The sequence below is a fragment of the Thalassolituus oleivorans MIL-1 genome (genome assembly GCF_000355675.1).
Classification (GTDB): Bacteria; Pseudomonadota; Gammaproteobacteria; order Pseudomonadales; family Oceanobacteraceae; genus Thalassolituus; species Thalassolituus oleivorans.
This window is the reverse complement of record NC_020888.1, coordinates 2296726-2318230: the sequence shown is the minus strand read 5'-3', so window position 1 is coordinate 2318230 and position 21505 is coordinate 2296726. Positions and strand designations below refer to the sequence as shown.

Here is a 21505-nt window from a genome sequence, read left to right as displayed (position 1 = left end):
GGTACTTGCTTTTTAGCGCCCGATTACAGCTAATATCAACGAGTAGCGAAGTGGCGAGGAATTCAGGAAAGCCTATTCCTGTTGAAATCCAAGCCGTCGACTCTGGTATTGTATCCTCAAGTTATGCTGTTACAGCTACCGCTGCAGTAGGCGAGTCGGTATCAATACGCCCGCAAATTGAAGGCATCATCGAAACTCAATCAGTTCAGTTGGGTGATGTTGTTGAGAAAGGGCAAGAGTTGCTCGCGTTTGATGATGTTATGTACGCCTCAAACTTGGAGATGACAACGGTTCTGCTTGATTCGAAGAAGAAACTGTTAGATTTCTTTGCTAAGAACATGAAAGAAGTCGAATCATTGTTAGCGGGAGACTATGTCTCGCAAGAAAAATACAGTGATGCCTTTTTAAGTTACAACCAAGCCCAAACCAATTATGCAGAAGCAAAACATAACTTAGCCTCAGCTGAGTATGCACTTGCTAACACTCATATTGTCACTCCGATTTCTGGTGTTATCAGTGAGGTTAAGAGCTTTCCTAGTGCCTACATTAAGAAAGGTGAAGAGGCGATGGTGATCAGCTCTATCGATCCTATCTTGTTTAAAATATTACTGCCTGAAAAAGAGTTGCAGTTCTTTACCCTTGGTAAGGATGTTGAAATTCGCTTACCTGCTTACGATAACGAAACTCTAAGCGGTAATATTTATCGTATCGATCCAGAACTTGATGAAGTGAAAGGTGCAGCAAAAGTCTACGTACAAGCCCCTAATAAATCGTTGCGAGTTAAGCCTGGTATGACTGGCGTGGTGTACTTCAAAGAAGATCGCCATTCAGCGCGTATCCCTTCTATCGCACTTATTAATCAATTGGATCGTGAAGGTACAGTATTTAAAGTTAATAAAGACGGTGTCGTGCAATTAACCACAGTACGTTTAGGCCGCACCGGTGGTGGCTATTTTGAAATTCTGGATGGCCTTGCCGTAGGTGATAAAATCGTGGTTGCAGGTCAGCAAAGCCTTCGTGATGGGGACCACGTTAAGGTGGGTGAATGATCATGCCGAGAACGTCTTATAAGATTTTAGCTTTGTGCTTAGCCGTCGGATTCGCTAATGCCACCGCGGCGGCTACAAGTACAGTAGCTACCACAGGTACAGTGGCTGTTACAGGTTCAGATGTCGAGATTATCCCTGTTGCTGAATTGGATACCCGTGTCGCGACCTTTGATGGTAAGCACATTAAGACGGCATACGAATTGTTGACCGAAAAAGAACAGGTTGGCTTCGTTAAGTTAGCCTTGTCGTATTGTAAAAATAGCCCCGCGCTTCGTGTTCAAAATTTAGAACTTGATGCGGCTCGTAAAGCTTACGCGTACGAAAAGAATTCATCTTTTTATCCGGATCTTTCGTTGACCTTTGGTCCAAGCTATACCACAGGTGAGCCGGTTGGCTTTTTTGCTATAGCCAATGATTCAAATACGGTAGCAGGTATCGATGGTGCTGCGGTTATCGATCAAAGCGCGAGCGGCGTTATTAATGAAGCTAAGGCCGAAGTTGATTTTCCTTTGTATAAGAGTGGCCGATTTTTTTGGAGTGAAAGCAACAAAGCACGATTACTTCAAGGTCAAGTTAACTTTGAGAAAGCCAGTCACAGTAAATCCATCGAAGGTGCAGTGTTAGAAATTGCCGACTTCTTGTTGGAGAAGAGCCAAGCCGAGGCGGAGTTGCTGGTTTATAAAAAATCTTTGTCATTGGCGAATGAAAAGCTGGCCTTAATTCAACGCGTGGCTGACTCGCAAATGGTCGATAAGACTAAGTTGTATGAAGCTGAAGAGTCGATAGTCAGTTTGAACGACAGCATTATGACGGTTCAATCAACGTTGGCTTTTCTACAGCAAAAACTAAAGTATTACTTTCCTGATGTGGAGCTGAACTCACTGCCAAACATTCAGTTGTATCAGGTTGCAACGCTACCAGATGTTGATGTGATTATTGAGAAGCACTTAGCATCCAGTACTGATTTGATGATGCAGCAGGCGGCTATTGATATCGCAGCTGCGAGTTACGATAGTGAGAAAACCAGCGATGGTATGAAGGTTTCAGTCTACGGAAATGTTCGTGCTGTGGCTGACGAAAACTTAAATGGTCAGCGTTCACTGTCAACTGTGGGGCTTGAAGTAGAAATTCCTATCACAGATATTTTGCGTAGTAACGGTCGTTCGCGAAGTGCCGCCGTTACTGAAAGTATGGAAGTCGCCAAGCTGGAAGTTATTCAACAAAATATTCGCTTTAGCGTGTTCGATCTTTATCAAGAATTCACCAAAGAAAGTTATAAGTTAAGCAGTAGTAATGCTGAGCTTAACAAAGCGGTACAAGACTTAAAGCAAGAGAAAGAACTATACACCCATGGTAAGTCTAGCCAAGTCGACGTTCTTGATAAGCGTTTAGAACTAGAGCAAAAGAAACTTAACTTAGTAAAGTCGGCGTCTAAAATATGGTCGTTGAGTTTCCAACTTCTACCGGTCGCTTGGTCATGTGGTCAGTATTCAGATTCGGTGGCTAGATAATTATGTCGGCCAATCGGCGAATAGCGGGTAACGTAGTCGCAACAATTTTGGGTGAGGGCGTTGGTGCATTACTTAATATCTACGTTATCATTCTTATTGCACGAGAATTAGGACCAGAAAATTTTGGTGCCTTCTCATTCATCCTCGCATTTGTTGGCTTAATTCAATTAGTCACGGATATGGGGATTACCAATCTTTTGGTTCGGGAAATAGCTCAGAATCCCGAGCGTTATCCGGCAATTATCGGCAGCGTTCGAAGTTTAGCATGGATGTTAACTGGGATTGTTTTGCTGCCACTATCTATCGTGTGTCTTGTTTTTATTGAAGATAAAGATTTTGGGCTTAGCTTGTTGCTGATGGCGTCTGCGGCTTTAGCGGTTATGCATGCCGTTATCTATGGCGCAGTTTTTCGTGCATTCGAACGCATGACCTTTAATGCTACGTTCTTCGTTTTTCATAAGATACTCTTGCTTGTTTTAGTGCTTGTTTGGATGGCTGGTGAGGCAACGATTTTAAATCTTTGTTTGGTTTACTTGCTGGCTAATATTGCTCAATTCCTGATGTTTTTCATAGCAACTTGGAAAGTATTTGGCCGCGTGGAGTTGGCATTTGATTATCCTTATCTAAAGTATTTGCTCATAGAAGCTATACCGGTTGGCTTTTCTATGTTGTTTCGTAAAGCGACGCTACACGTCGATTCTATCTTGTTAAGTGCTTTATCTACTCCTTTAGCTCTTGGTCTGTTCAGTGCTGCTTATCGCATTATTCAGATCATAGAAATGCTGCCATTTACGCTGTCTATTCCTATGTATCCACAGCTAGCGAGATTAGCGGGTACAAATATGCAGGCGTTTAACGACTTCTTAAATAAGATACTGCGCTTCTATGTGATGATTGCCTTACCTGTAATGGGGGGCTTATTCATCTTCGCGAATCAGATTATCGGCATAATGTATACCGATGACTACCAAAGTGCTGGGGCGTTACTTCAAGCCCTATCGGTTGTTGTTTTCTTTATCTTTCCCTCTTCGATAATGATTTATGTGTATACCGCGACACAAAAGCAGCGCCTGTTCACTTGGGTTTCGCTGGGTGTTTTTTCGATCAACGCGATTCTTGATGTGATATTTATTCCATTCTTCGATGCGTTAGGTGCCGTTATAGGCACCGCTTTTGCGGAAGCATTTTTTGTTATCTCGTCGCTATATTTACTGAACAAAAGCGGCTGCATTGTAGATGTGGTCAGCATCATCGTACGTCCGCTGCTTGCTCTTGTTTTGGCGGTTACCGTATTTGAACTGGTACCTATTTTCGACGGTATCTTGATGCTTATCGTTCAAGGGGTTCTGTTCTTAATCCTGTATGCGGCATTGTTGTTAGTCACTCGTGCAATAACGCTGGCTGAGATTAAGACAGTGGCTCAGGGATTAAAGAGATCTAAAGCTCAGTCCGTTGACTCTCAGTTGGAGGGGAATGGTTGATATGAGTGCCATCATGAGCAGATCAGAGAAATTAAGTTACTTGTCGATGGGCTTGATCCTTGTGATGTTGGCTAGTTTTGCTGCACCTTGGGTTAAGTTTCCGCTATCGGCGGGCATTAGCGGTATTGGCTATATTTCGATTTTAGAGTCGGAAGTACGGTACTTGTACTTCTATGTAGCCTTGGTACTACTCGGACTATCGGCCTTTATATACTCAGAATATCGCCAAGCCCCGCGGTATAACGTGTTCTTTATTGCCATTAGCTTATCCTTGCTGCTGCTTGTTCCTGCTTACCTTATTAGTCGTGATAGCTCGGTTGTGGCTAACTACATTCAAGACACTGAAGATTTTCGCCAATTACAGCGCTTTTTCAGAACCTATTTTGTTCCTAACAAGGGTAACTCATTGGCTCTGCTGCAAGACGGCGCTTTTAATAGCATTACCGCTCGTGTGCTTAGCGTCTTCTCAATTTTAAACTGGGGTTGGTTTGTCGCCGTTTTTAGCGCGTTAGCGATCTTCATAATCAGTAGCTATAGAACCAAATTTTTTGTACTGATATTGAGTGTTTTTATCGTATTCGCTCCGGCGGGTATTACGCTCGGTAATACTGGCTTGTCGGCGCTATACAGCGTCAAGGCTCAAAAGCACTTTGCTGATGCCGATGTGATGAGAGCCTACACTGAGATGATATCGGCGTTCCGGCTTGATCCCTTACTGAAATATTCCGAACGTTCTACGTATCTTTTTTCTAAGCTTAGCTTTCAAATCTACGGCGAAGACAATGCTAGCAGTGTTTTGTATCGGGCTAAGCAGCTTGAATTAGCCGGAAAACGTAAGCAGTCGATGCAGTTGTTGCTAGAGACCGTCAAAGACGGTGGCGATGAATATTTTTCGTTTGTGGAGCGCCAAGCAAAGGTTCAGTTGGTATTTTTGGTCGAAAAAATGTCTCGCCGTTATTATCGAGAAGGCTTTTATGATCAGGCTTTCGCGCTTATCTCTGATGCCCTAAGTATTATGCCAAAGAATAAGGCTCTGAGAATGCAGAAGACTTATGCCTATATACAATTAAACTTGGCCGATCATTGCTTGCAGACGGTCCAAGAAGTGTTGCAAGAAATTGATACTGTCTATTTGAAGGCTGATTTTCTCTCAACATTGGGAGAATGTTATCTGCTTGATGGTCAATTAATTAATGCGCGCATGGCGTTTCAGCAATCAATTGAGTTAGATAGCACTCGAAACATTCGAGCAATCAGAGGGTTGAGCGGAACATGAGTGGGTTAGCCAGCGGGCGATTTTTTACAGTGTTGGTATCTTGGATCCGTAAGTTATCCATTGGCCGTATTTTGGCTTCCATATGGTTTTCTTATCGAAAAATTTGGTTTGGTATTCTAGGATTTTCGATTTTCCTTGGTGTTATGACCGTATTTTCTCTGGAGGAGAATGGCTACGCTCGTGGCGTTGATGCATGGGATGGTGCTGAGTGGATTAGCAATGGCGGCGACGATGCTGGCCCTGTGTCATATTATCGTTACAGTCTGGTTTTACAGACGACACCTGACAGCAGTTTTCTTAAGGTATCGGCTACCGGTAGTTTTACGGTTTATGTGAATGGTAAAGAAGTCATTAAACAAAATGCGCCGTCCACGCGACCTGTTGTTATCGGAATGCCAACAGATGCACTCAAGTCTGGTAAGAACGTTATTGCGATACGAGTGGAAAAAAAGACAACGACAGGGCGTCCTGAGCTTTTATTTTCTATGTCGATAGATGACGTGTATACGGGAACAACCAATTATATATCGAATGAATCTTGGTTGGTCTCTAGTGTTCCCGGAAATTCAACGTCATTAAAATTTCAGTGGTTCGAAGAGTTGTTCGATGATGGCTTGTGGCATGCAGCGATAAAAAGCTCATCCAATGTTGTACCTGCGATGCCAGATAATCTCCCCGCGGAGCTAGCGAGTGGCAAGGCGTTGATAGACTTCACGCCCATCTGGCACGCTTATCCTGAAATTACTCAAGCTCACTTGAAGACTTCCTTACCGTTTAAACGCAACAAATTGCTAAATGCTTGGCTAATGTTGAAATGTAATGGTGAGTATCGAGTTGCCGTGAACGGTGTTGGGGTTGGTAACTATTACTCAGAAAATTCGACCATACGACTCATCAATATCTTTCAGTATCTAACCTCAAGTCATGTTAACTATATTGACGTGTCGGCGGAGTGTGGCTTTGGCGAAGGTATTAATCTGAAGGCATTTCTCGAATTGGACGATCATCAAATAGTCTCTATTCCTAGCCGTGAGTGGCGGCTATACCCATATGACGATGTTAAATTAGACAGCAATGCTGTGTTAGAAGATCCCTATATCGTTGTTACTCAGACCTCTCCAGAAGTTGATCGTATTCGTAAATTGACCGGCGGACTCGCTACTTTAGAAGTCATAGATGAAAACCATTCGGTACTATTTGGGCTGAAGTTTATCAAATGGGTATTCTTCTGGGCCTTTTTGTTCTCTGCATTCAATGCGCTGCTATTGATCAAAATGGGGACGGATCGTCCGTTCATACATGAGGTAAATACGGTATTCGTGATTTTAACTCTGGTCGGTGGCTTGTGTATGTATTGGCTACTGGATGAACGCATAGATTTTCATAGGTTCTATAACTTGTTGAACGTTAGTTTTTTCGCGTTGCTATGTATCATTTTAGAGCTCCTTCTTGTTTATGGTCGTGGAGGCTTTCAGCATTTGTTCAGTTCTAAAAATACTCCTCTTGCTGATGCGGAGGTTAAAAATGCTGGCTAAGGCGATGAAAAATAATTATTTGGCAATGGCATTGCTATTTGTGTTGGTCGTTTTATGTGCTTATTTCCGAGTATCCGGTTTAGAGCTACGTCCATTGTCTATTGATGAAGCAACTATCGTAAGTTTTATTCAAGGTGTGGTTGCCAAGGGCTATCCCTACGTTGTCGTCAGTACGATGGAAGTACCTTTGGCGACTTATGAATTGATCCCATATTTTCTAACAATCCCTTCATTATTTACTGGTGAGGTAACAGAATTTACGGTGAGATTGCCGTCGGTGATTTTCTCGGTCGGAACTATGATCATGATTTTTATGATATGTTTTCGCCAGTTTGGTTTGTTTAGTGCAGTTATTTCTTGCGTTTTGTATAGCACTTCAACTTGGGCAATCTATTGGGGGCAAAATGCATTTCACCCCGCACCAACTCAGTTTTTCACGCTTCTCACCGTTGTTTTAATTCAGCGTCTGCTAAGCCAGAACGAACCAACATTGAAGTTATCGCTAGCAGTTTGGTTAAGTTTTACTTTTACCTATTTAAGTTGGGAAGGATCGGGTTTCTTGCTGCCAGTGGCGGCCGTGATCGTGCTGTATTTTAAACGCGATAATCTACTCTGGATCTTTAATCGCAACTTACTGGTTATGTATGCTCTGGTGATCTTAACGTTGGTTTGGCAAGGCGTGCGCCGCATCATGCTGCAAGAGCCACACTTGATGCTCGGATCGGGTAAGGGCGATATTAGTTTGCCGCAGTTGGGCTTTCTGAATGATTCTTGGGATCCATTATTCTATCTGATCAACTTCTTTGGCATGGAAACTCACCTGCTTGTGGGCTTAGTATTTGTCGTCGGATTCTATTATTTCTTGCGCTTAGAGGCGCTAAGGTACTTCTACTTATTCTTCATATTGACCGTGCTGTTTTTATCAAACTTTTTGCTGTTTTATAATGCCCACTACCTCTATTTTATCTATCCGTTTTTCATCATTAGTGTCGGCGTTATTATTTCAAATGCCGTACAAGACGGTTACAGCATACTAAAACGCGATATGTCGCCGATTACGTTAGGTATCGGATTGTTTGCCAGTGCTTTCTTCTTGTTGACCGTGTTTGCGTCGATTAACTCGAATTTTGTACAAGCATATTCTATTGGGAACCAAGGGTATTTGGGGGTCCGTCTTGATTACAGGAATGATTTGGCCCAGCCTGATTACAGGACGGTGACTGAGGCGCTCGATAAGAACATTAGGGCGGGTGATGTGGTCATTAGTATGGCGCCAATGCCGACTCGTCTGTATAGCGGCATAACATCTGATTATTTTTTACAGACGATTACGGATCGAAAAATCGTCTATGACAATAATTTAGTAACGCCATTTTATCGAGATAAGTTCATTGGCTCTGTTGTGTTAAGAAATTTCGATGAGTTGAAAGATTTATTGGCCAGTAATGAGCGTGTATGGTTTGTTGCCGCTCCTTATCAGTCGATGCCAACGGTAATCGATGCCGACACAGTAGAATTTATTGATAGTAACTTTCGCGTCATTAAAGAAAGCTACGATGCACGCCTTTATTTATGGACCCGATGATAATGAATGAAAAACTAGATTCTTTAGTATGTGTAATTCTTAGCGGTGGCAAGGGAACTCGTTTACAAAGTGTTGTTCAAGATGTACCTAAGCCAATGGCAGACATTTCTGGTGAACCTTTTTTAAGCCTACTTCTGACCAGAATGATTGCTCAAGGGGTTAAGAAATTCGTTTTATCGGTTGGCTACAAACGCGATGTAATTATTAATTATTATCGGGAAAACCCGATTGCTGGCGTTGATATTCAGTTTGCTGAGGAAGTAGAGCCTCTAGGGACTGGGGGCGGTATTAAAAATGCTGCAAGCGTTCTTGATAGTTCAAATTACTTGGTTCTGAACGGTGATAGTACCTGTGCAGCCGATATTAGCGACTTTATTGAATCGGTAGAGCAGTCGGATCAAGCTGCTGGTGTCCTTGTTAATCATCAGGACGATTGTGCACGCTATGGGCAAATTGTTTTTGATCCCGTTACGCATCGTTCGTTAGAAATGAGAGAGAAAAACCCAAATGCGGGTGCTGGATATATCAATGCGGGAGTTTATTTATTACCGCGTGATTTTATTGCCAGTTTACCTAATGGTGCTTTTTCTTTCGAAGAAGTCGGTTTTCCTTTGCTGATGGAGAACGGCTTGTACGCTTATGCTAATACTAATAAGTTTATTGATATTGGTGTTCCTGAAGATTACTACGCTGTATGTGCTAATAAGTCGTATTACTTCCCCGAAGTTGAGGGAGTGTAACGTGTCTGCACTTCGATTTTTCTCTGCTTTGATGTCATATACCTTTGCTTTCCTGTGCTTTATCGCGGTTAGCGGTTGCCAAAATGTATTAGGCGAAGGTAGTGATTTAAAGCATGACAAAACTCAAAATGCTGAAGTTGCCCGAGTTAGTAGTGTGGCGGCATCACGACCAAGTGGTATTTTTATCAGTGGTGGTCAGTATCAAGAAGAACCATTACTGGCTAAGCCATTTGTTGATGGTGCTCTCATCAGAGTACGCTGGCACGAACTTGAACCGAGTGAAGGCCAGTTCGACTGGCGTTATCTAGATAGCGAAATCGCTAAAGTCGCTAAGCTCGGCAAGGTATACACCTTGGCTGTGGTTGGTGGGCCATCGACTCCAAGCTGGGTATTTGCTAAAGGCGCGCAGGGCTATTCCTTTACGCTGAATAATCCATATGCATCGAAGGCGCGCCCAGTAGACAACAAATTACCCTTGCCATGGGATGCTATCTATTTGAAAGCTTGGCATCGTTTGATTGCAGAGTTAGGCAAGCGCTATTCAAGTGATCCTAATTTGTTGCTGGTGCATATTACCTTGTCGAGTCAAAACGGTTTTGAAATGCATCTGCCTTATAGCCGTGGTCCGCGTGACCCTAATCAATTGCCGTCTTGGGATAAGTTCGGCTTTAGTGAAGATAAATATATTAATGCTGCGAAGACGACATTAGATGCTTATTCACAGGCGTTTCCGACTAAGTTTTTAGATCTGGAAATTCATAACGTATTCGATAGCTATCGCATCCCTCAGGAGTTAGTTCGCTACGGTGTAACGCACATTGGTAAACGTTTTGGGCCATTCGGTGCATGGTTAAATGACCGAGATGTGCGATGGGATAAGCCGTTGAGGGAGTTAATGAAAGAAACCAGCTCTCAATCTTTTTGTAATTATCAGTTGATTGGCAACGCCACTCGCCAGTTGGAGCGGGTAGGCAAAAATGGTTTGCAAGGTGCAATTCAAAATGGCTTGGATGATGGCTGTCGCTATTTTGAAGTATGGGAAGTTGACGTGAAAAATCGAGACTTCGAGCAGTACCTAACCGAACTGCAATCGCAATTAAAAAATTCACATTAAATTTAAGGATCCCTTATGAACATTGATCGCAATTACATTCGTCAACGAATAGAAGCTTCGATCGCTATTAAGCAAGAGGTGTTGAAGGATGAAGTTTTAATGGATCGCTTACTTGCGCTGTCTAATGAGTGTATTGCTGCTTTTAAACGTGGCAATAAGGTCATTTTGGCTGGTAACGGTGGTAGCGCTGCCGATGCCCAGCACATTGCTGCAGAATTTGTGAGCCGTTTTGAATTTGATCGTCCAGGATTGCCTTCTATTGCTATTACAACCGATACCTCGATGATAACTGCGATTGGTAACGACTATGGTTATGAGCGTGTATTTACTCGTCAGTTAGAAGCCATCAGTAAGCCTGGAGACGTATTTATTGGTATTACAACGTCGGGTAACTCAGTCAACGTGGTGCATGCCCTTGAGCGCGCAAAAGACCTAGAGCTGGTAACGGCTACTTTTACCGGCCAAGCAGGTAAAGTGCATGAATTGGCAGAGTATGTCATCGCAATTCCATCAAAACATACCGCTAGAATACAAGAGTGCCATATTCTAATGGGGCACATCTTGTGTGGAATCGTAGAAGATGCAATGTTCGAGCGACCAGTAAAGTAACTCTAGCTCTGAGAGTGTATTAACGACAGCGTCAGTTTTATATTGGAATATTGGATACTTATTATGTTGGATGTACCACAGCTATTATCACGTTTGAAAATCTCATTGCCGCGGTCAAGTGCCGCCGCATGTGCTATGTGTTCTATGGGGGGCGTTGGCTCAACCGCACTAGCGCGTCATGTGGGTTCTATATCAGATAAAACCATTAGAGAGCATGCTTATACACCTAACGTATATGAGGGTGATAAAGGTATTCGACTGGGTTACATGTACGGTAATCCATACGATGCAGTGCTGTCTGTTTTTCGCCGTAATTTTCAAGATATGCACTCTAAGGCGATGAATATCAATAGCCCTACGCCTTACAAAAGCCTAAAGGGCGTATCGATCGAACAGTATGCCGAAGAAGCCGTTGATTACTTTAATATTCAGCGCCAGTTTGATAATTGGACTAATCCTGATTTAGTAAAGCATCCGACGATTCTGATTAAGTACGAAGGCTTAGTTGATTCTATCGACGATATTTTAGGCTTCTTTGAGTCTACTGAGCCGTTTGAGGTTCGCAGTCGTAATTCAGCATGGATGAAAGAGAGTCCTAAAGTTATCGACGGACTACAAACTATGTATGGCGATTTGGCCAAGCAGATAGAAGCTATGCCAGCAGTGAAGATATTGCTTCCGAAGCAATGGCAAGGTTTGGTCGATATCGACTGATATTGGGAATAGCCATTACGCGTAATGGATTGGCATGTTCATTCGCGTATGTCTTAGCAGAGATTGCGTGCTTGATGCACGCATTTTTGGTATGAGTGTCGCGTAGTCAAGGGACTAGGCTTTATAGCTTTATATGAGGATGAAGAAATGTTATTGAATCGCATTAGTATCAAAACCTATTTGCTAGGCATGTGGTTTATTGGCATTTCTATGCTGTCAGCGAGCGTTGAGGCGGCAGTACAGACAGACGGCCCTATGGTGGGTGCTGTTACCCATGTTCGTGCAAAGGTATTCCTTCGTACTGACGCGCCTGCGCAGGTTCAGATTGAGTTTAGTGAATCTTCGAGTATGAGTAACTCACTCAAAACTCCAAAAGAAGTAACGCGTTATGCTAATGATTTTACTAAAATTGTTACCCTTAAAGGTTTAATTCCTGGCACTAAGTATTATTACCGAGTGTTGGTTGATGGTGTTGCGCAACAAACAGAAAACTATCCAAGCTTTACAACCTTTGCCCCATTAGGGCAAGACGCTGAATTCTCGTTTGGTTTATTAAGCGATGTTGGTAACTACGTTAAAAACCCAGCGGGTGCTTATAAAACATTAGCCGATGCCAAACCTGATTTTGTGTTGCAAATCGGGGATTGGGACCATAGGGATCCAGCGAATTTGCGGGAGATGCGCAAGATGCATCGCGACGTTCGTGGGTCTGGTTCGGATGCTGGCGCTGATTTTAGTCAGTTCTTAGCACCTGTCGCACCTTTATTTCATATGTGGGATGACCACGATTACGGTATGAACGATGGCGATTATACTTTTCCAGAAAAAGCGAGCGCTATTAAGGCTTTCTTAGAATATTATCCTTTACCTGATCTACCAAATCCTCAGGCTGGCCCTTGGTATAAGTTCCGGTACGCACAAGCCGAATTCTTTGTATTAGATACTCGCTCTAATCGCGATCCGAATGGCGATGTCGATGACGCCAATAAATCTATGCTCGATGGCGAAAATATCGAGAACGACCAGAAAACTTGGCTGTATGATAGTTTGCTAACTTCCCCTGCTAAATGGAAGTTCATTACTTCTGGTAGTCCATTTAATCCGACGTGTAAGCCTGCCGATGGTTGGGGAGCCTTTGTTACTGAACACGACGAGATTGTCGATTTTGTTAAAGACAATAATATAAAAGGCGTGATTATTTTATCCGGCGATATACACTCAGGCGGTGCAATGGATGATGGTACAAACTCTGGGTTAATAGAGTTTTCGGTTCCTCATACCAATATGCAAATGTCGCCAGTTAATGGTGGTTTTACTACAACGACTCCAGGTGATTGGTCAGAGTATTTAAACCCTGGGGTAAGCGCAGGTGGCAGCAGTAATGCGGGGTTTGGTTGGATTAATGTATTGACTAATCCTGATCGGGTAGAAATTCAAGTTGTTCATGAAAATGGTGACGTGACAAATAGCGATACTATTGTTTTTGATGAAATGTGAATACTAATAAAGCCGGCTTAGCCGGCTTTATTAGTTTTTGTGTAGAGCATTTATTGTACTGCGGTTTGAGCTTCGATTAAATTATCATTATTAGTAATTAAGTCGCTTAACTGTGTGTTGGCTAAATCGTTGTTCCAGATTTCCATGTAGTAGAAACCATTATCGATTGCTAATTGCAGAGCTGCTGCAAGTTGCTCTTCTGTGAGAGGGTTCAATCCAGTGCTGACGGCTCCTACCAATTGCACGCCTGCAAAACTCTCTTTCTGCACGTTTTTCAGAATTGTAAACATGGATGTGTATACATTTTTAGCATTGTGCTCACTCCACCACGCCGCTAACACGCCGAATCGTTTGCCGTATAGAGCTAAACCGTGATCAACAACATCGGTTGCGATTTTATCGCTGAAGAACACAGGGTGTACTTCGACATCGATGGGCTTATTCGGAAATGCAGTTGCATACGCATCAATAATGGTTGTCCATGAGTTGATGAGCAGTTCTTCGGTGTATCCCGCTGTTTCGAAGTCAGTAATTTGTGCAGAATTGAATGTGTACTGCATTTCGAAGCCATTGGTCGTTGAATTGGTGATGTGAACCAAGTCAATGAATTCATTACCACTGTAGCGCGCGCCAAGCTCTTCAATAAAGGCTTGATAGTAGCTTAGGTATACGGTGTCCCATGGTAACGGAAGACTCACGACATTTCCGCGTAGAGTGTATTCGAACATGGTCGCTCCTTCTTCGGCCAGCCAAGTAGGTGCGTAGGGTCCGTTTAAAATAGCTAGCGCAATTTTCGTGTTGCGTTGTTCGGCGTAGCCGATTTGTTCATCAAGGTAAGACCAATCGTAGATACCTGCTTGCGGGTTCATATCAGCCCACGAAATACGCACCAATACACCGTCTAAATAATCAAGATTTTCGGTATCGCGGTTAATTGATGAGTTGGTCTGAGAGGTTGGGCCACAGCTGCAAAATGTACCTGATACTTTATAAGTAGGTTCAACAACAGGATCAGTAACAACAGGATCAGTGACAACAGGATCAGTAACAACAGGATCAGTGACAACAGGATCAGTGATAACAGGATCAGTAACAACTGGATCAGTAACAACTGGATCAGTAACAACTGGATCAGTAGTCGGTGTATCGTTTGAATTTGATGGAGGATTTAGATCAATAGGAGCTGCTCCACCGCCACAGCCAACTAATAGTAAGCTGGATAGTACAAGAAACAAGATTGAAGTTAGCGCGTCCGATGCATTTTTAAAGGGGGCTTTATTGCCAATTTTATTGTTGAGGGTTTGCATAAATTACTACTCTTTTTAGGTAATGCTGTCGGTTTTTTTGCGCTCGTTATTTTGTTTAAGGAGCTTTTTTATACTATTGACAGCGCTGAGTTCGAGCCACTTCATCCTGTAACGTTCAGATTTGAATTGTAATTGGAGGGTAATATCGCCACTCCGAATTAGACCGGATGCGCTACTTGGTGGTTATTCGTAGGTTGGGTGTGATGCGGCTAGGCCATTTTTGCCGATTGAGTAGGTTTACAGTTGCAGCCGACAACGATAAAGTACTGCCTCTTTTATTTTCATGTGGCCTGTCGTGGGGGCCACCACTGACGAGGTCGATATGCCTGTTATTACCCTTCCTGATGGTTCTCAACGTAGTTTCGAAAATCCAGTAACTCTGATGCAAGTTGCCGAAGATATTGGCCCCGGTTTAGCGAAAGCAACTGTGTGTGGTCGTATTAATGGTGAATTGGTCGACGCATGTGAACTCATCACAGAAGACGCTAACGTCACCTTGATTACCGGTCGTGATCAAGAAGGATTAGAAGTTATTCGTCACTCTTTTGCTCACTTGGTTGGTCATGCGGTGAAGCAGCTTTACCCAACGGCGAAGATGGCCATTGGTCCTGTGATTGAAAACGGCTTTTATTACGACATCGATTACGAACGTCCATTTACACCAGAAGACGTTACTGCAATCGAAAAACGTATTGGTGAGCTCATCAAAACCGACTATGACGTCGTTAAAAAGATGACACCTATAAAAGAAGCGCGTCAGGTCTTCCTAGACCGCGGTGAAGATTACAAGGTTGAGTTGATCGACGACTTGATCGAAAAAGGTGAAACCTCTGTTGGTTTGTATCACCACGAAGAATATACCGACATGTGTCGCGGCCCACACGTACCTAGCACTCGTGTGATGCGCATCTTCAAGTTGCAGCGCGTATCGGGTGCCTACTGGCGCGGCGATGCTAAGAATGCGCAGCTTCAGCGTATCTACGGTACTGCGTGGAACGACAAAAAAGAGATGAAAGCGTATCTCACTCGCTTAGAAGAAGCAGAGAAACGCGATCACCGTAAACTGGCGAAGCAATTGGATCTATTCCACTTGCAAGAAGAAGCGCCGGGTATGGTGTTCTGGCATCCAAACGGTTGGACCATTTACCAAGTACTTGAACAGTACATGCGTAAAGTACAAAACGATGCCGGTTATTTAGAAATCAAGACGCCACAAGTGGTAGACCGTGTGCTGTGGGAGAAGTCTGGCCACTGGGAGCACTATTCAGATGCGATGTTCGTAACTGAATCAGAAAAGCGCACCTATGCGGTTAAGCCTATGAACTGCCCATGCCATATTCAGGTATTTAACCAAGGCCTGAAGAGCTACCGTGATTTGCCAATGCGTTTGGCTGAGTTTGGCTGCTGTCACCGTAATGAGCCATCAGGTGCATTGCACGGCATTATGCGTGTGCGTGGTTTTACTCAAGATGACGCGCATATTTTCTGTGCTGAAAACCAAATTCGCAAAGAAGCGGCCGACTTTATTAAGTTGACCCTCGACGTATACAAAGACTTCGGTTTTGATGACGTTGAAATGAAATTATCGACTCGTCCAGAAGGACGTATCGGTGATGAAGCTTTATGGGATCAAGCAGAGTCTGCACTTGAAGACGCTTTAAATGAAGCGGGCTTGAAATGGGAACTACAACCGGGTGAAGGTGCCTTCTATGGCCCTAAAATCGAATTCTCACTACGCGATTGCATTGGTCGCGTGTGGCAATGTGGTACTATCCAGCTCGATTTCATGTTGCCAGAACGCTTAGGCGCACAATTTGTTGACGAAGATGGCGAGCGTAAGACGCCAGTGATGCTACATCGTGCTATCCTAGGCTCGTTCGAACGATTTGTGGGTATCTTGATTGAACATTATGCAGGTGCGATGCCGCCATGGTTGGCTCCCCAGCAAGTGTCAATTTTGAACATTACCGATAATCAGGGTGAATATTGCCAAAATCTTGCGCAAAAACTCAAATCAGTTGGCTTCAGGGCTAATGCGGACTTGAGAAACGAGAAGATCGGCTTTAAAATCCGCGAGCACACTTTACACAAGGTACCTTACCTGCTTGTGGTAGGGGATAAAGAAGTAGAAACAGACACTGTTGCTGTGCGTACACGTAAAGGTGAAGACCTTGGCGTGATGAGCATTGATGCATTCGTTGAGATACTGAATGGCAGCATCGCGCAGCGCGGGCGGTTTGGAATGGAGAATTAGATCATCAGACGTGATAACAGAAAGGGCGGCCGTAACGATAGAGCCGCGATAAACGATCAAATCCGTGCCACAGAGTGCCGATTGATTGGAGCGGATGGCGAGCAAGTTGGCGTCGTCACTATCGAAGAAGCACTGCAGGCCGCACAAGAAGCCGCACTGGATCTAGTACAGATCTCAGATGGCGACCCAATTGTCTGTAAGATCATGGATTTCGGCAAGAAGCTTTACGAAGAGAAAAAGCAGAAAGCCGAAGCCAAAAAGAAACAGCATCAGGTCCAGATTAAGGAAATGAAATTCCGTCCTGGAACTGAAGAGGGCGATTACCAAATTAAATTACGTAATTTGGTACGCTTCCTCGAAGGCGGCGACAAAGCGAAAGTTTCGCTACGTTTCCGTGGTCGTGAAATGGCACACCAACATATTGGTATGGAGCTCCTGAAGCGCATCGAGAAAGACCTCGAAGCACTGGGTACAGTTGAGCAACATCCTAAAATGGAAGGTCGCCAGATGATCATGGTTATCGCCCCTAGCAAAAAGAAATAGTCTGGTCTGCAAATGAAGGTCAATACCCTAGCTTTCGGGCTGGGGTTTGTTCGTTCTACCAGCTATTACAGAGACAAGTGCACATGTGTGCAGCGAGTTTCTGTTGATATGGCAGATGTAGTACAGGGTCTTAGTTTCTGTGCGCATCACTAACTTTTGGAGTAACCCATGCCTAAAATCAAAACTAAGAGCGGCGCTGCGAAGCGCTTCAAAAAGACCGCAAACGGCTTCAAACACCGTAAAGCGTTCCGTAGTCACATCCTGACCAAGAAGAGCACTAAGCGTAAGCGTCACCTACGCGGAATGACTCAGGTACATGCATCAGACAAAGCTCTGGTTGCACGTATGCTTCCTAATCTTTAATTGGTCTGTTCAGGAGATAAACTATGGCTCGTGTAAAACGTGGTGTTGTCGCTCGTCGTCGTCACAAAAAAATTCTGAAGCAGGCTAAAGGTTACTATGGCGCTCGTAGCCGTGTATTCCGTGTAGCTAAGCAAGCGGTTATTAAAGCTGGTCAGTATGCTTATCGTGACCGTCGTCAGCGTAAGCGTCAGTTCCGTCAACTGTGGATCGCGCGTATCAACGCCGGTGCTCGTGTTAACGGCTTGTCTTACAGCAAGTTCATCAATGGCTTGAAAAAAGCGACTGTTGAAATTGACCGTAAGGTTCTGGCTGATTTAGCAGTAAATGAAAAAGCAGCGTTTGCGGCTTTGGTTGAAAAAGCCAAGTCCAGCCTGTAATTTCATCGGTTAATAACCGAAAATTGATGCCACTTCGGTGGCATCTGCGGAATAGGGGAGTGGCTTTTTAAGGCATTCCCCTATTTTTTTGTCAAAACGAACTCAACCGCTGGAAAACAACGATGGAAAACCTTGAGGCTCTGACCCAACAAGCGCTGGCTGCGACAGAAAGTGCACAAGATGTTGCTGCGCTAGACCAAGTGCGGGTGCAGTACTTAGGCAAAAAGGGCGAAATTACTTCCCTGATGAAAAACCTAGGCAATGTCGCACCAGAAGATCGTCCAAAGATCGGTGCTGTCATTAACGTTGCCAAGGATCAGGTACAAGACGCAATTAATGCGCGCAAGCTGGCTTTAGAAACCGCCGCGCTTAATGCCAAACTGGCGTCTGAAACCATCGACGTCACCTTACCTGGCCGCGCCGTGCAGGAAGGTAGCTTACACCCAGTAACGCGTACCCTAGAGCGTATTGAAGCTTTCTTCAGTAATGCCGGTTATCACGTTGCTGAAGGCCCAGAAGTGGAAGACGACTTCCATAACTTTGAGGCACTCAATATTCCATCTCATCACCCTGCGCGGGCGATGCACGATACCTTCTATTTTGATGCCACCACACTGCTGCGCACGCATACGTCGCCGGTGCAGGTGCGCACCATGGAATCGCAAGAGCCACCAATCCGCATTATTTGTCCGGGTCGTGTGTATCGCTGCGATTATGATCAAACTCACTCGCCAATGTTCCACCAAGTGGAAGGCCTGTTAGTGGATAAAGGCATTAGCTTTGCTGACCTAAAAGGCACGATTCAGCAGTTTTTGAGCGTGTTCTTTGAAAAAGACCTAACCATACGTTTGCGTCCTTCGTATTTCCCGTTCACTGAGCCATCGGCTGAGATTGACATTGAATGGGTTATTGAAACACCAGAAGGCACTAAGCGTCGTTGGTTGGAAGTGGGTGGTTGCGGCATGGTTCACCCTGAGGTGTTCCGCCACGTCAATATCGATCCTGAAGAATACACCGGATTTGCCTTCGGTATGGGTGTAGAACGACTCGCGATGTTGCGCTACGGCGTTAACGATTTGCGCTTGTTCTTCGAAAACGATCTGCGCTTCTTACAGCAGTTCCGTTAATTTTCACCCCATCGTATTAGAGCAATTTAGGTAAAGGGTTACACAGATGAAATTCAGCGAACAGTGGTTACGCGAATGGGTACAGCCAACAGCCAGTACCCAAGAATTAGTAGATCAGCTAACGATGGCGGGTCTTGAAGTTGATGGTTTTGAAGCCGTAGCAGGGCAATTTACTGGCGTTGTGGTTGGTCAAGTGGTTAGCCGTGAACAGCATCCAGATGCTGATAAGTTGAGCTTATGCCAAGTGACCGATGGCACCGAAACCTTCCAGATAGTGTGCGGTGCAGCCAACGTGCGCGAAGGTTTGAAAATTCCCTTCGCTAAAATCGGAGCAGAGCTTCCTGGCGGTTTTAAAATCAAAAAAGCCAAGCTGCGCGGCGTCGAGTCATTCGGTATGTTGTGTGCCGAAGCTGAACTCGGCATGGCAGAAAGTTCTGATGGCTTGATGGAGCTGCCAGACTCAGCACCCGTTGGCCAAGATATCCGTGTTTATTTAGGTTTAGACGACGCCATTATCGACGTTGATCTAACCCCTAACCGTGGCGACTGTTTAAGCATTGCCGGTATGGCGCGTGAAGTGGGTGTATTAAACCAAGTGCCAGTGAATGGCCCTGTGATTAATGCCGTTCCGCCGTCTATTAGCCAAGCACCTGAAGTTCAAGTACTCGCACCAGACGCCTGCCCACGCTATTTGGGCCGTATTATTCAAGGCATTAACGTTAATGCTGAAACCCCGTTATGGATGGTTGAAAAACTACGCCGCAGCGGTATTCGCTCAATTGATGCCGTGGTCGATATTACCAACTACGTTTTGTTGGAACTTGGCCAGCCGATGCACGCGTTTGACTTAAACAAAGTTGAAGGCGGCATTCGCGTGCGCATGGCCGAGCAGGGCGAAAAGCTAACTTTACTCGATGGCCAAGAAATCGAACTCAACAGCGATACGCTAATGATCGCCGACCATGCTAAGCCATTGGCCATTGCCGGTATCATGGGTGGTGAATTCTCAGGTGTGAGCGGCGACACCCAATCACTGTTGCTCGAAGCTGCGTTTTTCAACCGCATCACGATCGCTGGTAAAGCGCGTGGTTATGGCTTGCATACCGATTCATCACACCGTTTTGAGCGCGGTGTCGATTTTGAATTGGCTCGCACCGCGATGGAACGTGCGACTCAGCTCATTATGGATATCTGTGGCGGCCAGCCCGGCCCAATCACCGATGTCACCAGCGAAGCCGACTTACCGGTTGCGGCCACGATTCCACTGCGTAAATCACGTATCGAACAAGTGCTTAGCCTAACCTTGCCTGACGTGGACATCGAAAACATGTTAACGCGTTTAGGCATGGTGCTGACGTCCACTACAGAAGGTTGGAGCGTCGCTGCCCCTAGCTATCGTTTTGATATGGCGATTGAACCCGATCTTATTGAAGAAATTGCCCGCATCTATGGCTATAACCGTTTACCAGTGCGTACTCCTGCAGCGGCCACACCGCTCGCCAAAGTACCAGAAGCTAAGATGCCGATTAAAGACCTGCGTCGCCAGTTGATTGCTCGTGGTTACCAAGAAGCAATTACCTACAGCTTCGTAGAACCTGAACTGCAAAAAGCCCTCGACCCTGAGCATGACGCACTGGCTCTGATGAACCCGATTTCAGCAGAAATGTCCGTTATGCGTACCAACTTATGGGCGGGTTTGGTGAATGCAGCGTCTTATAACCTCAAGCGCCAACAACCGCGTGTTCGCATGTTCGAAACCGGTTTGCGTTTTGTGCCAACCGCCGACGGACTTCAGCAGACACCAACATTGGCCATGCTGATTACCGGTACACGCTTCACCCAAAGCTGGACTGAAGGTGAAACACCAGTCGACTTTTACGATTTAAAAGGCGATTTGGTTAGCTTATTAGCGCGTGGTGGTGAGACTGAAGCGTACCAATTTGTTGCCGCGTCGCATCCCGCCTTACACCCAGGCCAGTCGGCCCAAGTGCTGAAATATGGCAAAGCGATCGGTTGGGTTGGAGCCATCCACCCGAATACACAAAAGCAACTAGGCCTTAAACAAGCCGTATTTGTTGCTGAATTGGATCTTGAAGCTGTTCGCGATCTATCTGTTCCACGCTTTGCCGATATCTCACGCTTCCCAGAAATGCGTCGTGATTTGGCGGTTGTGGCGGAGCAATCTATCCAAGTAGACCAGATTTTCAGCACAATTCGAGCCGCGGCAGGGGATTACCTCACAAAGCTCAACCTGTTTGATGTGTATGTGGGCAAAGGCATTGATCCTGATAGAAAAAGTCTCGCTTTGGGCTTGACCTGGCAGCATCCTTCGCGCACTCTAACTGACGAAGAAGTGAACGATTCGGTGCAATCCGTACTCGCGAACTTACAAGAGAGTTTAGGAGTTACGCTAAGGGGTTAGC

18 protein-coding genes are annotated in these 21505 nt (G+C 44.9%); 17 read left to right on the top strand and 1 reads right to left on the bottom strand.

Annotated elements, in window-relative coordinates; translation table 11 throughout:
- Nucleotides 1-50: 50 nt before the first annotated feature.
- From TOL_RS10620 to TOL_RS10570, 11 genes are all read left to right on the top strand, one after another.
- A complete protein-coding gene (locus tag TOL_RS10620; RefSeq protein WP_158505916.1) occupies nt 51-1049 on the top strand; it encodes an efflux RND transporter periplasmic adaptor subunit in 999 nt (332 codons plus the stop codon).
- Entirely contained in the window at nt 1046-2560 is a 1515-nt protein-coding gene (locus tag TOL_RS10615; protein ID WP_041588477.1) for a TolC family protein, read from the top strand. The genes TOL_RS10620 and TOL_RS10615 overlap by 4 nt, the downstream gene beginning before the upstream one ends.
- Nucleotides 2561-2562: 2 nt before the next feature.
- Entirely contained in the window at nt 2563-4041 is a 1479-nt protein-coding gene (locus TOL_RS10610; protein ID WP_015487321.1) for a flippase, read from the top strand.
- A 13-nt stretch (nt 4042-4054) separates the two neighbouring features.
- The gene (locus TOL_RS10605; protein ID WP_144055361.1) at nt 4055-5317 is read left to right on the top strand and encodes a tetratricopeptide repeat protein; all 1263 of its coding nucleotides are present in this window, start codon (nt 4055-4057) and stop codon (nt 5315-5317) included.
- Nucleotides 5314-6852, top strand: coding sequence for a hypothetical protein (locus TOL_RS10600; RefSeq protein ID WP_015487319.1), 1539 nt, complete (start codon nt 5314-5316; stop codon nt 6850-6852). Before TOL_RS10605 ends, TOL_RS10600 begins: the two co-directional genes overlap by 4 nt.
- A gap of 4 nt (nt 6853-6856) precedes the next feature.
- A complete protein-coding gene (locus tag TOL_RS10595) occupies nt 6857-8437 on the top strand; it encodes a glycosyltransferase family 39 protein (RefSeq protein ID WP_231847987.1) in 1581 nt (526 codons plus the stop codon).
- Nucleotides 8438-8439: 2 nt separating this feature from the next.
- Nucleotides 8440-9177 carry a nucleotidyltransferase family protein gene (locus TOL_RS10590; RefSeq protein ID WP_015487317.1) on the top strand — a complete coding sequence of 246 codons (738 nt, stop codon included), beginning with the start codon at nt 8440-8442 and terminating at the stop codon, nt 9175-9177.
- Nucleotide 9178: 1 nt separating this feature from the next.
- Nucleotides 9179-10291: a beta-galactosidase gene (locus TOL_RS10585; RefSeq protein ID WP_015487316.1), complete on the top strand. Its 1113-nt coding sequence runs from the start codon at nt 9179-9181 to the stop codon at nt 10289-10291.
- A 15-nt stretch (nt 10292-10306) separates the two neighbouring features.
- Complete coding sequence (locus tag TOL_RS10580; protein ID WP_015487315.1) at nt 10307-10900, top strand: D-sedoheptulose-7-phosphate isomerase; 594 nt, start codon at nt 10307-10309, stop codon at nt 10898-10900.
- 63 nt (nt 10901-10963) lie between these two features.
- Complete coding sequence (locus tag TOL_RS10575) at nt 10964-11614, top strand: hypothetical protein (protein WP_015487314.1); 651 nt, start codon at nt 10964-10966, stop codon at nt 11612-11614.
- Between the two features lie 147 nt (nt 11615-11761).
- Entirely contained in the window at nt 11762-13111 is a 1350-nt protein-coding gene (locus TOL_RS10570; protein WP_015487313.1) for an alkaline phosphatase D family protein, read from the top strand.
- A 50-nt stretch (nt 13112-13161) separates the two neighbouring features.
- On the opposite strand, the gene TOL_RS10565 is transcribed toward TOL_RS10570, so the two are convergent.
- The gene (locus tag TOL_RS10565; RefSeq protein ID WP_015487312.1) at nt 13162-14418 is read right to left on the bottom strand and encodes a beta-galactosidase; all 1257 of its coding nucleotides are present in this window, start codon (nt 14416-14418) and stop codon (nt 13162-13164) included.
- A 322-nt stretch (nt 14419-14740) separates the two neighbouring features.
- On the opposite strand from TOL_RS10565, the gene thrS reads away from it, so the two are divergent.
- The 6 genes from thrS (at nt 14741) to pheT (ending at nt 21504) form a co-directional block, all read left to right on the top strand.
- Entirely contained in the window at nt 14741-16672 is a 1932-nt protein-coding gene (gene thrS, locus TOL_RS10560) for a threonine--tRNA ligase (RefSeq protein ID WP_041588928.1), read from the top strand.
- Nucleotides 16673-17215: a translation initiation factor IF-3 gene (gene infC, locus TOL_RS18965; RefSeq protein ID WP_162471234.1), complete on the top strand. Its 543-nt coding sequence runs from the start codon at nt 16673-16675 to the stop codon at nt 17213-17215.
- Between the two features lie 168 nt (nt 17216-17383).
- Entirely contained in the window at nt 17384-17578 is a 195-nt protein-coding gene (rpmI, locus tag TOL_RS10550; RefSeq protein ID WP_015487309.1) for a 50S ribosomal protein L35, read from the top strand.
- 23 nt (nt 17579-17601) lie between these two features.
- Entirely contained in the window at nt 17602-17955 is a 354-nt protein-coding gene (gene rplT / locus TOL_RS10545) for a 50S ribosomal protein L20 (RefSeq protein WP_015487308.1), read from the top strand.
- Nucleotides 17956-18077: 122 nt separating this feature from the next.
- The gene (pheS, locus tag TOL_RS10540; protein ID WP_015487307.1) at nt 18078-19082 is read left to right on the top strand and encodes a phenylalanine--tRNA ligase subunit alpha; all 1005 of its coding nucleotides are present in this window, start codon (nt 18078-18080) and stop codon (nt 19080-19082) included.
- A 46-nt stretch (nt 19083-19128) separates the two neighbouring features.
- The gene (pheT, locus tag TOL_RS10535) at nt 19129-21504 is read left to right on the top strand and encodes a phenylalanine--tRNA ligase subunit beta (RefSeq protein ID WP_015487306.1); all 2376 of its coding nucleotides are present in this window, start codon (nt 19129-19131) and stop codon (nt 21502-21504) included.
- The last annotated feature ends 1 nt before the right edge of the window (nt 21505 follow it).